A 12,081-nucleotide genomic window follows, 5' to 3' on the forward strand; every position below is an offset into this window, starting at 1 on the left:
GCAACTTTCCTATCAGTGCCCGGCACTCCCACCCCCCACACCGACTGGAGATTCCGTGAGGCACCTCTTCAGCGACCCCGCGCCCGGCGCGGGCACCTCGCGCCGTACCGTGCTCGCCATGGCATGCGCGTCCCTGGCGACCCTCCCCCTGCTCTCCCCGGCCCGGGCCGCGGCCGCGCCCGCGCGCGTCTCGGGGCTGGACGACCCGGCGAAGAAGGAGATCGCCATGCAGCTCGTGTCGAGCGCGGAGAACTCCTCGCTCGACTGGCGGGCGCAGTACCGGTACATCGAGGACATCGGTGACGGCCGCGGCTACACGGCGGGCATCATCGGCTTCTGCTCCGGCACCGGCGACATGCTCGACCTGGTGGAGCTGTACACGCAGCGCAGCCCCGGCAACGCGCTGGCCCCCTATCTGCCGGCGCTGCGCCGCGTCGACGGCACCGACTCGCACGAAGGGCTCGACCCGGGATTTCCCGAGGACTGGCGCCGGGCGGCCGACGACCCCGCGTTCCGCGGCGCGCAGGACGACGAGCGCGACCGCGTCTACTTCGGTCCGGCGGTACGCCAGGGGCAGGCGGACGGGCTGCGCACGCTGGGCCAGTTCGCGTACTACGACGCGATCGTCATGCACGGCGGCGGCAGCGACCCGCTGGGCTTCGGCAGCATCCGCGAGCGCGCCCTCGGCCGGGCCCGGCCGCCGGCCCAGGGCGGCGACGAGGTGACCTACCTGCACGCCTTCCTCGACGAGCGGGTGTGGGCGATGCGGCAGGAGGAGGCGCACAGCGACACGAGCCGGGTCGACACGGCGCAGCGCGTCTTCCTCGACGCGGGGAACCTGGACCTGGATCCGCCGCTGGACTGGCGGGTGTACGGGGACAGTTACCACATCGGCTGAGGCCGCCCCGTCCCCGCCGGGGCGACGGCACGACGCGGGCCGCGGACCCGGCCGTGTGCCGGTCTCCGCGGCCCGCGTCGAGCGGGATGTCTCCCGGTGTCAGTGCCGGAAGGCGTCCTTGCCCTTCTCCTTGGCCTGCCGGGCGTCGCCCTTCGACTGCTCGGCGCGGCCCTCGGCCGTCATCCTCTCGTTGCCGACGGCCCGGCCGACCGTTTCCTTGGCCTTGCCCTTGGCCTGCTCCATCTTGGCCTTCGACTTCTGGTTGCCGGCCACAGTGACTCACCTCTCGGCGCTCGTTTGCATGGTCTGCGACTGCGGGTGCCCGCTGGAGCGGCGCCAAACCTGCGAGGTGCCGAGGGGTGTTCACGGGCCGCCGGGGTAGAGGACGGACAGGACAGAGCAGGACCGTCGTCGACTCGGAGGGACGTCATGGCCGGAGTACTGGACCGGATCAAGCGGTTCGCGCGCAGCCCGCAGGGGCGCAGGGCGGCCGAGCAGGTGCGCCGGGCCGCCGCGGACCCGCGCCGCCGCGCACAGGCCCAGCAGATGCTGCGCAGGCTCGGCAGCAAGCGGCGCTGACCCCTTTGCCGGACGGCGGCCCCCGCGCCCGTCAGCCCTGGCCGGCGTGGGTGTGGCTGTGGGACGTCTCCGGCGGACAGCCGGCCTCCTCGGCGGGGACGTCCCGGCGCCAGTCGCGGACCGCGACGGTCAGCGCGCACAGCATCGCGGCGACGGCGCACCCCACCGAGAGGGCCACCGCCTCCTGGTAGTCCTCGTGGGTGGCGTTCAGGGTCAGGTAGAACAGACCGGGAAGCGCGGCGGTGCCGACGGCGCCCCCGAGCCGCTGCCCCGTCTGGAGGGCGCCGCCCGCGGCGCCGGCCATCCGCACGGGGACGTCGCGCAGCGTCATGGTGATGTTCGGCGAGATCACGCAGCCGCTGCCGATGCCGGCCAGGAGCAGGGCGGGCACCGCGTACCAGGCGGCCCGGTCGGCGGGCGCCAGCCAGAGCAGCAGGGCGGTCGCCCCGAGACCCGCCATGACGGCGACGAGCCCCCAGACCGTCAGCAGCCGGCCCAGCCGCTCCACCAGCCGGCCCGCCACGGCCGCGGCGGCGGCCGATCCCACGGCGAACGGGGTGACCGCGAGGCCGGACATCAGCGGCGAGAAGCCCAGGCCTCTCTGGAAGAACAGCGCGAACACCAGCCACACCCCGCTGAAGCCGACGAAGTACAGCGCGGCCAGGCCGGCGCCGGTGGCGTACCCGCGGGTCTCGGTGAGCAGGCCGGGTTCCAGCAGCGGCTGGCCGCCGCGGCGGGCGACCCGCCGCTCCCACCGGGCGAAGGCGGCCAGGACGACGGCTCCGGCGGGGAACAGCCACCACACCTTGGTCAGGCCCCCGCTCTCGGCGAGGACCAGCGGAAGCATCAGGGCGAGCATGCCGGTGCCGAGCAGCGCCACCCCCACCGGGTCGAGCCGTCCGGGGCCGCCCGGCGCCACCCGGGGCAGCAGGCGGAAGCCGAGCACCAGCGCGACCACGCCGACCGGCACGTTGACGTAGAAGATCCACCGCCAGCCCTCGGGGCCGGCCAGCGCGAGGATGAGGCCGCCGACGACGGGGCCCACGGCGCTGGACACGCCGACGGTGGCGCCGAAGAACCCGAAGGCGCGCCCTCGTTCCGCACCGTGGAAGAGCTGCTGGATCAGCGCCGAGTTCTGCGGGGCGAGGCTGCCCGCGGCGACCCCCTGGAAGATCCGGGCGAGCACCAGCAGCCCGATGCCGGGGGCCGCTCCGGCGGCGGCGCTGAAGAGCACGAAGGCGGCGAGGGCGGCGAGGAACACCCGGCGCCGGCCGAACGCGTCGCCGATCCGGCCGGCCGTCACCAGGGTCAGGGCGAAGGCGAGCGCGTAGCCGGAGACGACCCATTGCACGGACGCCGCCGAGGCGTGCAGCCCCTCCTGCATCGACGGCAGGGCGACGGCGACGATGGTGACGTCCAGGAGCGTCATGAAGCCGGCGACCAGCGTGACCCACAGGGCCCGCCAGCGGTTCGGATCCGAGCTGTCGTCCGGACGCTGCACGCGCGCTCCCCTCGTCGGACGGCACGGGCGCGACCGCCGCGCCCCGTGCATGCGTCACCCGTGACGGGGGGTTCAAACCCGGACGCAAAGTCCAACCATGAGATCCCATAAGCCGCTCTTATGGCCTCATAGACCGGACCCGCGTACCGACTTAGGCTTGCCTTAGCTTAGGCTTCCCCGTGAGTCGATCTGTCACCGCTCGAAGGGAACCTGAACATGCCCCGCCCTCTGCGGGTGGCCATCGTCGGATCCGGTCCCGCCGGAATCTACGCCGCCGACGCCCTGCTGAAGTCCGAGGTTGCCGCCGACCCCGGCGTTTCCATCGACATCTTCGAGCGCATGCCCGCCCCGTTCGGACTCATCCGTTACGGCGTCGCGCCCGACCACCCCCGGATCAAGGGCATCATCACGGCCCTGCACCAGGTGCTCGACAAGCCGCAGATCCGTCTCTTCGGTAACGTGAACTACCCGACCGACGTGAGCCTGGACGACCTCCGCGCCTTCTACGACGGTGTGATCTTCGCCACGGGCGCCACGGCCGACCGCGACCTCAAGGTCCCCGGCTTCGAGCTGGACGGCTCCTACGGCGCCGCCGACTTCGTCGCCTGGTACGACGGCCACCCCGACTACCCGCGCACCTGGCCGCTGGAGGCCGAGAAGGTCGCCGTGCTCGGCGTCGGGAACGTGGCCCTGGACATCGCGCGCGTCCTCGCCAAGACCGCGGACGAGCTGCTGCCGACCGAGATCCCGCCGAACGTCTACGAGGGGCTCAAGGCCAACAAGGCGCTGGAGGTCCACGTCTTCGGCCGCCGCGGCCCGGCGCAGGCCAAGTTCAGCCCGATGGAGCTGCGGGAGCTGGACCACTCCCCCAACATCGAGGTCATCGTCGACCCCGAGGACATCGACTACGACGAGGGCTCGATCGCGACCCGGCGGGGCAACAAGCAGGCCGACATGGTCGCCAAGACGCTGGAGAACTGGGCGATCCGCGACGTCGGCGACCGGCCGCACAAGCTGTTCCTGCACTTCTTCGAGTCGCCCTCCGAGATCCTCGGCGAGGACGGCAAGGTGGTCGGCCTGCGCACCGAGCGCACCGCGCTGGACGGCACCGGGAACGTCAAGGGCACCGGCGAGTTCAAGGACTGGGACGTCCAGGCCGTCTACCGGGCGGTCGGCTACCTCTCCGACCAGCTGCCCAAGCTGCCCTGGGACATCGACTCCGGCACGGTTCCGGACCGGGGCGGCCGCGTGATCCAGGAGTCCGGCGAGCACCTGCAGTCGACGTACGTCACGGGCTGGATCAGGCGCGGCCCGGTCGGCCTGATCGGCCACACCAAGGGCGACGCCAACGAGACGGTGGCGAACCTGCTGGACGACTACGCGAACGGCCGTCTGCAGACCCCCGCCTCGCCCGCGCCGGAGGCCGTGGACGCCTTCCTGGCCGAGCGGAACGTCCGCTTCACCACCTGGGACGGCTGGTACAGCCTGGACGCCGCGGAGAAGGCGCTGGGCGTGCCGTTCGGGCGGGAGCGCATCAAGCTCGTCGAGCGCGAGGACATGCTCCGCGAGAGCGGCGCCTGATCGCCGACGTCCGGGCCGTATCGGCCCGGTGGCCGGGCCCGGCGGGGAGCCTCCCGCCGGGCCCGCGGCCGTCAGACCTCCAGCTCGGCCTCGATGCGGCGGAGTTGGTGGCGGGCCATCGCGAGGTTCGCGCGGCTCGCGTCCAGCACCAGGTACAGGAACAGCCCGTTGCCGCCGCGCCCCCTGAGCAGGCGGATCATGTGGTACTGGGTGCTGAGGGTGATCAGGATGTCCTCGATCTCCTCCTTCAGGCCGAGGTGCTCCATGGTGCGGAGCTTGGCCCGTACGACGTCGGTGTTCCCGGCGGCGGCGACCTCCAGGTTGAACTCCTTGGTCCCGCCCAGCGTGCCGAGCGCCATGCCGCTGGTGTAGTCGACCAGTGCGGCGGCGGACGCTCCGTCGATGGAGCTGAGGCATTCCTTGAGCGAGGTCTCCAGGTTGGCCATGGTGGGTTCCCTTCCGGACGTGATGGGTGGGTGATCGTTGGTCTAGGTGGGCCGGCGGTGGCCGCCGGTCTGGGGGGACGGCCGGTGCGCGGGCCGTTGCGGGGTGCGCACCGGCAGGGTGCCGATGGGCCGGGCAGGGTCGGCGGCGGACGCCGGCACGGGGTCCGCGGCGGCCGGTGCGCGGCCGCGGTCCAGCCCGGTGTGCGCCGCGACCAGTTCGCCGATGCGGGCGCCGCTGCGCCGGCCCTCCAGGTGGAGCCGGCCGACGTTGACCCGGCCGTCGGCGAGCAGGGTGAGGACGGCGGCGGGGCCGGCCGCGTAGGTGGCGACGTAGCCGTCGGCTCCGCGCAGCAGCAGTTCGCGGAAGCCGCCGCGCGAGGTGGCCTCGGCCATGCGGTGCGCGACGCCGAGGGCGGCCGCGGTGAGCGCGGCGAGGCCCTCGGGTTCGGTGCCGGGCGCGTCGTGGGCGAGGACCAGTCCGTCCACGGTGGCCGCGAGTGACCCGGTCAGCTGGGGCACGCGGTTGCGCAGTCGGTGCAGTTCGTCCAGGACGTCGCTCTCGACGGCCATGAGCAGTCTCCTTTCGGCACGCTGACGGCGCGCGCGGATCACAGGGCCTCCAGGGCGTCTCGGAGCCGTCGCAGCAGGGCCGTGTCCGGGTCGTCCCACCCGGTGCCGGCCGGGTCGGGGCCCGGTGCCGGGACCGGGGCGGTCTGCGGGGCGGTGGGCGGGGCGGCGGCGACGAGACCGTCGGCGGCCAGGCGGCGCAGGTCGACGAGGATGTGGTACGTGCGGCAGGCGAGCGACGAGGCGATCTGGGCGGCGGTGCGCACGCCGTCGACCTGGGTGAGGGTGCGGCCGCGCCGGGCCGGCAGACCGGGCCGCCCGGCGCCCGGCACCCGGGTCAGCGGGACGGTGTCGATGGCGGGGTCCGGATGTATCCGGTCCAGCAGCGCGCGCCGCCGATCGGACTCGCGGACGACCGCGTCGACCGGCACCGAGCGGACCGCGCCGAGCCAGTGCACCGCGCCGGGCCGGAAGCGGTGCGCGCGGGTGTCGTGGGCGAGGACGAAGTACGCGGCGTCGAACAGCGCGCCCAGGTGGCAGACCTCCAGCGCGCCGGCGGCGAGCCGCCCGCTGTCCACCAGCCGGTGACCCACCCGGTGCTGGGCACCGCCGCGGTCGACCGCGTCCCACCAGCCGTCGGAGGGGACGGCGCCGCTGCGGGTGAGCAGGGCGCCGAGGTCCGGGGTGAAGGCCGACTCGGCGTGCACGACGCGGCCGGCGGAGAGGTAGACGATGCCCCGCTCGCCGGAGAGGGCGCCGGTCGCCCCCTCGGCGGCCAGCGCGCCGAGGGCCGCCGACGTCGTCTCCTGGGTGGCCCAGGTGGTGGTCACCCTGGTCATCCGAGCACCAGGCGGTCCGCCATCTCCGCGAGGCGGATACGGGCCAGCGCGAGGTTGCCGTCGTCGCGGCCCAGCCAGAGGTGGAGGAAGACGGTGCTGTCGAACGGTGTGCTGACGAACCTGAGCAGGTGGTATGCGTCCGCGGTGGTGGCGATCAGGTCCTCCACCGGGGGCTCCTTGCCCGCTTCGGCGGCGGCACCGGCCGTGGCGCCCGCCGCGAGGGAGCCGCTCTCGGCGACGTGCCGGGCCAGTTCGGCGGTCTCGGCCGCCGTGGCCTCCCAGTCGCCGCCCGGTGCCTCACCGACGGCGCCCAGGGCGAGCCCGCTGATCCAGTCGACCAGCGACGCGCCCCGCGCGCCGGGCAGTCGCATGGCTTCCAGCAGACTCTCGTCGATTCCGGGCACGCCGGATCCCCTCCCCCTGCACGGCTGTACCGCGAACGTGACGCCGAGACTACGGAAAGTGCGCGCATCCGGTGAGCGCTTTGGCATTTTCCAGAGGAACGTGCGCGCGCTGCGGCATACTGCGGTATTTCGGCCGCGGCGGGCCGGAGTTGGCGGCGCGGCAGGGAGACGGACGCGGGCAGGACCGCCCCGGTGCGGATGGTGGGCGGGCCTGCCCGGCGGGCCCGGTGTGCGGACGCCGGCGCCCCGCCCGCCACGGGTGAACGGCCGCCGTCCCGGGTGTCCCGCGCACACCCGGTGCGCACCGGCCGGAACACGGGGGGCGTGCGGCGGCCGTGACGGGCAACCCGCACCCTCATGGCCCGACTGCACCTTCCCCACAGCCGAAAGCGTCACCAGGACGACCGAGCGGACGAGAAGCCGGACGCGACGCCCCCCGAGGACTACGGTCCGGACGCCTCCACGGAGCGCGCCGCCCCCGACTCCCCCGTCCAGCTGCCGGGCAAGTCCTGGACCGCTCTGGTGAAGCGCGTGGTCGCGGAGTTCCAGGACGACGAACTCACCGACCGCGCGGCCGCCTTGACCTACTACGGCGTGCTGTCCATGTTCCCGGCCCTGCTGGTGCTGGTCTCGATGCTCGGTGTCGCCGGGCCCTCGGCCACCGAGGAGGTCCTGAAGAACATCCAGCAGCTGACGCCCGGTTCGGTGCGGGACATCGTCACCGACGCGGTGGAGCAGTTGCAGGCCAGGGCGGGGCTGGGCTCCGTGCTGGCGGTGGTCGGCCTGGTCGGCGCCGTCTGGTCGGCGTCCGGCTACGTAGCCGCGTTCATCCGCGCGGCCAACGCGGTCTACGACGTGCCCGAGGGGCGGCCGATGTGGAAGGTGCTGCCGCTGCGGGTGGCGCTGACCGTGGTGCTGCTGGTGCTGGCCGTGGTCAGCGCGCTCATCGTCGTGTTCACCGGCTCCCTGGCGCAGCAGGCGGGCACCGCGCTCGGCATCGGTGACACCGCGCTGACGGTGTGGTCCTTCGCCAAGTGGCCGGTGCTGGTCCTCCTCGTCGTCTTCATGATCGCGATCCTCTACTGGGCCACGCCCAACGCCCGGGTCAAGGGCTTCAAGTGGGTCTCGCTCGGCAGCGTGGTGGCGCTGCTGATCTGGCTCGCCGCCTCCGCCGGGTTCGCCTTCTACGTCGCCAACTTCGGTTCGTACAACAAGACGTACGGGACCCTGGCCGGTGTCATCGTCTTCCTGGTGTGGCTCTGGGTGACCAACCTGGCCATCCTGCTGGGCCTGGAGTTCGACGCCGAACTGGCCCGGCAGCGGGTGATCGCCGGCGGCCACCCGCCGGAGGAGGAGCCGTACGTGGAGCCGCGCGACACGCGGGCCTGGGACGACTCGGACCACCGGGAGGCGGCCGCGGGGCAGTGAGCGGGCGTCCCTAGGGCAGGATCGAGTCGACGTAGCCGCCGTCCACGCGGACGGCGGCTCCCGTCGTGGCGGAGGCGAGGGGCGAGCTGAGGTACACCACGAGGTTGGCGATCTCCTCCGGCTCGATCAGCCGCTGGAGAAGGGACTGCGGGCGGTGCTCGCGCATGAAGACGCGCTGCGCCTCGTCCCAGGGCAGGTCCCGGTCGACCAGCTGGTAAACGAAGTCCTCCACGCCCTCGGTGTGGGTGGGTCCGGCGATGACGCAGTTCACCGTGGTGCCGCTGCCCGCGGCCTCCTTGGCGAAGCCGCGGCCGACCGCGAGCAGGGCCGTCTTCGACACGCCGTAGTGGATCATCTCCGCGGGGATGACCACGGCCGAGTCGCTCGCGATGTACAGCACCCGGCCCCACCCCCGGTCCCTCATCCGGGGGAGGTGGGCGCGCGTCAGCCTGACGCCGGCGAGGACGTTGATCTCGAAGTAGCGCCGCCACTCGTCGTCGCTGATGTCCAGCGCGGGCACGGCGCCGAACACACCGAGGTTGTTGACCAGGATGTCGACGTCGGGCAGCGCCTCCAGGGCCCGCGCGGCCCCCTCCTCGGTACCGAGGTCGGCCGCGACCGGCACGAAATCGCCGCCCGGCACCTCGGCGCGCAGTTTCGCGACGGCCTCCTCCAGGCGGCCGGCGTCGCGCCCGTTGACGCCCACGGTGGCGCCCGCCCGGGCCAGGCCCGCGGCGATCGCCGCGCCGATGCCCTGCGAGGATCCGGTCACCAGTGCGGTTCGTCCGCCGAGGTCGAGGTTCATGGGGTCGCTCCTTCTCGTGCCGTACGGTCGGTCGGGTTACTCCTGCCCACCCTCGCCCACGACCCACCCGCGTCCCGCCGGCCGCACCCCGCACCACGCCGCGGCCCGCCCGGTCGGCGGACCCCCGGATACCACCCGCCGACCTGCGGAGCCGATACTTGCCTACGTCCCTGTCCCTGCTGCCCGATGGACCCATGCCACCCTCTCCCAGCGCCCGCCCCACGACGCCGCCCACGCTGTGGGCGTCCCGCGGCCGCCACGTCGGCGCCGCGGCCGAGGACACCGTCCGGCACACGCTGGAGCGGCTGAAGAAGGACCGCGTCCTCGACGACTTCCTGGAGCCTCCCGACGAGGCACCGGCCGACGGGCTCCCCGGCCGCCGCGTCTTCGAGGCGCGCTGGCGGGTCCCCGAGTCGGTGACCGTGCGGGCCCGACTGATCCTGGAGCCCGCCTCCGCGGGCGGGCAGGAGTGGACGCTGCTGGCCGAGGCGGAGGAGGCCTGGGACCCGGGGTGGCCCTCCCCCGCCACGATGTTCTGGCCGGACGACCCGGACGTCACCTGGGACCGGGACGCCGCCACGGGTCTGCGGCTGCGGGGCATCAACACGCTGCCCGACGACGACAAGGCCGTACGCCGGCTGCTCAAGGAGGCCGGGCGCAGCCCCTGGAACATCCACGTCGTCGTGCACGAGGCGATGACCACCGACCACCGCGGCCGGGTCCCGCTGGCCCGGCGGCTGCCGCCCGGTCTGCGGCACCGCGTGGTCGAGCACCGCGCCGCGCCGCAGCAGCTGCGGGTCGTGAACTGGGCGCTGGAGGACTTCGGCGTCCAGGTGCCGCGCGGCGGCGCGGTGGTGCTGCCCGGCACCCCGGCCCCGGCCGGCTACGACGCCGACGCGTTCTCCGTACGCACGGTGTTCCTGGACGGCTCCGAGCCCACCGGGCTGATCGCCGCGGTGACGTCCTTCGACGCCCTGGAGCGGCCGCTGCCGCAGGACGCGGTGGCGGATCTCGCCTCGCTGCGGGAGGAGTGGCGGCTGCTGACCCTCCAGGAGGAGCTGGAGCGCGAGCGCCGGCTGGTGGCCATGTACGCCGAGGCGCTGGAGGCCATGACGCAGTCCAGGGACCTGTACCGGGAGGCGGCCGAGCGCGCCGCGGAGGCCCTGGCCGGCTACCGCGAGTCCGCCGGGGCGGCGCCGGCCGTACCGGCGCCGTCCGCCGAGACCTCACCGGCCTCCCCGCTGCGGGGGCTGACCCGCACCCTGGAGCGGTTCAGGGTCGCCGCCCGCCCGCCGCGGGCGGAGGCACGGCAGGACCCGGCGGCGGAGACACGGCAGGACCCACCGGCGGAGAGCCCGGAAGCGGTCCGGCCGCCGGGCGGCGCCGCCGACTGAGGGCACCCTCACGTGTCATCCGGCGCCAGGTGGATACGCGGACGGCCACATCACTAGGCCCGTCCCGGAAGGTCACCCGCCATGGACAGCCGGCACGACAGAGCCCCCGACTCCCGCACCCCGGAGCCCGAACGGTCGCAGACCACGCTCCGGGTCAACGGGAAGCCGCACACCCTCATGGTCGACCACCGCCGGGTCCTGCTGGACCTGCTGCGCGAGGATCTGGGGCTGACCGGCGCCAAGAAGGGCTGCGACCACGGCCAGTGCGGCGCCTGCACGGTCCTGGTGGACGGGCGGCGCATGAACGGCTGCCTGCTCCTCGCGGTCGCCCTGGACGGCAGCGAGATCACCACCGTCGAGGGTCTCGCGGGGGACGGCGAGGACCTGCACCCGTTGCAGCAGGCCTTCCTGGACCGCGACGCCTTCCAGTGCGGGTACTGCACGCCCGGCCAGATCTGCTCCGCGGCCGGGGTGCTCGCCGAGGCCGCGGCCGGGCATCCGTCCCACGTCACCGACCCCGCGGCACCCTCCGGGGAGCCCGTCGCGCTGGGCCGGGAGGAGATCCGGGAGCGGATGAGCGGCAACCTGTGCCGCTGCGGGGCGTACCCCCGCATCGTCGACGCGGTCGAGGACGTGATCCCGTGAAGCCCTTCGCCTACGTGCGTGCCGGCAGCGTCGAGGAGGCCACCGACGCCTTCGCGGCGCACCCCGGTGCCCGCTACCTCGGCGGCGGCACCAACCTCGTCGACCTGATGAAGCTGGGCGTGGAGGCGCCGGCCGCGCTCGTCGACGTGACGCGGCTGCCGCTGGACGCGGTGGAGGAGCTGCCCGACGGCTCGCTGCAGGTCGGCGCGACGGTCCGCAACAGCGACCTCGCCGCCCACCCCGTCGTCCGCGACCGCTACCCCGCGCTGTCGCAGGCGCTGCTGGCGGGTGCCTCGGGGCAGCTGCGCAACGCGGCCACCACCGGCGGCAACCTGCTCCAGCGCACCCGCTGCCCGTACTTCCAGGACCGGTCCAAGCCCTGCAACAAGCGGGAGCCGGGCAGCGGCTGCGGCGCGCTGGAGGGGGTGCACCGGGACCACGCGGTGCTCGGCCACTCCGACCAGTGCATCGCGACCAACCCCTCGGACATGGCCGTGGCGCTGGCCGCCCTGGACGCGCGCGTGGAGCTGACCGGTCCCGACGGCTCCCGGAGCGTGCCCGCCGCCGACTTCCACCGGCTGCCGGGCATGCACCCGGAGCGGGACACGGAGATCCTGCCCGGCGAGCTGATCACCGGCGTCCTGCTCCCCGCCGCAACGGCAGGCCTCCCGTCGGCGTACCGCAAGGCCCGCGACCGGGCGTCGTACGCCTTCGCGCTGGCCTCCGTCGCCGTCGTCCTGGACGTCGGGGACGGGGTGGTGGAGCGGGCCGGCATCGCCTTCGGGGCGCTGGCCCACCGGCCCTGGCGCGCCCGGCGGGCGGAGGACGCCCTGATCGGCGCCGCCCCGACGACGGCGGCCTTCGAGCACGCCCTGGACCTGGAGCTGGCCGCCGCCGAGCCGCTGCGGGACAACGCCTTCAAGGTGCCGCTGGCCCGCCGGATCGCCCTCGACGTGCTGAGCCGGCTCGCCCCGCCCGCCACGACCTGAACCCG

The 12,081-nt window shown here is 74.1% G+C and carries 14 protein-coding genes; 7 read left to right on the forward strand and 7 right to left on the reverse strand.

The window, feature by feature from the left end:
- The first annotated feature begins 55 nt into the window (after nt 1-55).
- On the forward strand, nt 56-898 hold the full coding sequence (locus IE108_RS09790; RefSeq protein ID WP_064731229.1) for a chitosanase: 843 nt from the start codon (nt 56-58) through the stop codon (nt 896-898).
- Between the two features lie 99 nt (nt 899-997).
- On the opposite strand, the gene IE108_RS09795 is transcribed toward IE108_RS09790, so the two are convergent.
- Nucleotides 998-1,171, reverse strand: coding sequence for a CsbD family protein (locus tag IE108_RS09795; RefSeq protein ID WP_064731228.1), 174 nt, complete (start codon nt 1,169-1,171; stop codon nt 998-1,000).
- A 156-nt stretch (nt 1,172-1,327) separates the two neighbouring features.
- On the opposite strand from IE108_RS09795, the gene IE108_RS09800 reads away from it, so the two are divergent.
- Entirely contained in the window at nt 1,328-1,477 is a 150-nt protein-coding gene (locus IE108_RS09800) for a hypothetical protein (RefSeq protein ID WP_107420345.1), read from the forward strand.
- A gap of 31 nt (nt 1,478-1,508) precedes the next feature.
- Here the strand turns inward: IE108_RS09800 and IE108_RS09805 are convergent, their stop codons facing one another.
- Nucleotides 1,509-2,978 carry an MFS transporter gene (locus IE108_RS09805; protein ID WP_064731227.1) on the reverse strand — a complete coding sequence of 490 codons (1,470 nt, stop codon included), beginning with the start codon at nt 2,976-2,978 and terminating at the stop codon, nt 1,509-1,511.
- A 216-nt stretch (nt 2,979-3,194) separates the two neighbouring features.
- On the opposite strand from IE108_RS09805, the gene IE108_RS09810 reads away from it, so the two are divergent.
- The gene (locus IE108_RS09810) at nt 3,195-4,559 is read left to right on the forward strand and encodes an FAD-dependent oxidoreductase (RefSeq protein WP_064731226.1); all 1,365 of its coding nucleotides are present in this window, start codon (nt 3,195-3,197) and stop codon (nt 4,557-4,559) included.
- Nucleotides 4,560-4,630: 71 nt separating this feature from the next.
- On the opposite strand, the gene IE108_RS09815 is transcribed toward IE108_RS09810, so the two are convergent.
- The 4 genes from IE108_RS09815 to IE108_RS09830 are packed head-to-tail and all read right to left on the reverse strand — an operon-like array spanning nt 4,631 to nt 6,815.
- Nucleotides 4,631-5,005 (reverse strand): roadblock/LC7 domain-containing protein, encoded by a 375-nt coding sequence (locus IE108_RS09815; protein ID WP_189397604.1) that lies wholly within the window; start codon nt 5,003-5,005, stop codon nt 4,631-4,633.
- Between the two features lie 42 nt (nt 5,006-5,047).
- Entirely contained in the window at nt 5,048-5,575 is a 528-nt protein-coding gene (locus tag IE108_RS09820) for a roadblock/LC7 domain-containing protein (RefSeq protein WP_064731224.1), read from the reverse strand.
- Nucleotides 5,576-5,613: 38 nt separating this feature from the next.
- Entirely contained in the window at nt 5,614-6,411 is a 798-nt protein-coding gene (locus IE108_RS09825) for a hypothetical protein (protein WP_064731223.1), read from the reverse strand.
- Nucleotides 6,408-6,815, reverse strand: coding sequence for a hypothetical protein (locus IE108_RS09830; protein ID WP_064731222.1), 408 nt, complete (start codon nt 6,813-6,815; stop codon nt 6,408-6,410). The genes IE108_RS09825 and IE108_RS09830 overlap by 4 nt, the downstream gene beginning before the upstream one ends.
- A gap of 357 nt (nt 6,816-7,172) precedes the next feature.
- On the opposite strand from IE108_RS09830, the gene IE108_RS09835 reads away from it, so the two are divergent.
- A complete protein-coding gene (locus IE108_RS09835; protein ID WP_064731221.1) occupies nt 7,173-8,243 on the forward strand; it encodes a YihY/virulence factor BrkB family protein in 1,071 nt (356 codons plus the stop codon).
- Nucleotides 8,244-8,253: 10 nt separating this feature from the next.
- On the opposite strand, the gene IE108_RS09840 is transcribed toward IE108_RS09835, so the two are convergent.
- The gene (locus IE108_RS09840) at nt 8,254-9,048 is read right to left on the reverse strand and encodes an SDR family NAD(P)-dependent oxidoreductase (protein WP_064731220.1); all 795 of its coding nucleotides are present in this window, start codon (nt 9,046-9,048) and stop codon (nt 8,254-8,256) included.
- Nucleotides 9,049-9,242: 194 nt separating this feature from the next.
- Here IE108_RS09840 and IE108_RS09845 point away from each other — a divergent pair, with 194 nt between their 5' ends.
- The 3 genes from IE108_RS09845 (at nt 9,243) to IE108_RS09855 (ending at nt 12,076) form a co-directional block, all read left to right on the forward strand.
- Nucleotides 9,243-10,442 (forward strand): hypothetical protein, encoded by a 1,200-nt coding sequence (locus tag IE108_RS09845; protein WP_079163763.1) that lies wholly within the window; start codon nt 9,243-9,245, stop codon nt 10,440-10,442.
- Between the two features lie 81 nt (nt 10,443-10,523).
- A complete protein-coding gene (locus IE108_RS09850) occupies nt 10,524-11,087 on the forward strand; it encodes a (2Fe-2S)-binding protein (protein ID WP_064731219.1) in 564 nt (187 codons plus the stop codon).
- Nucleotides 11,084-12,076, forward strand: a complete 993-nt coding sequence (locus IE108_RS09855) for an FAD binding domain-containing protein (RefSeq protein ID WP_064731218.1) — start codon at nt 11,084-11,086, stop codon at nt 12,074-12,076. Before IE108_RS09850 ends, IE108_RS09855 begins: the two co-directional genes overlap by 4 nt.
- The last annotated feature ends 5 nt before the right edge of the window (nt 12,077-12,081 follow it).

Origin of the sequence: Streptomyces parvulus, assembly GCF_014648855.1 — a bacterium.
Taxonomy (GTDB): Bacteria; Actinomycetota; Actinomycetes; order Streptomycetales; family Streptomycetaceae; genus Streptomyces; species Streptomyces parvulus.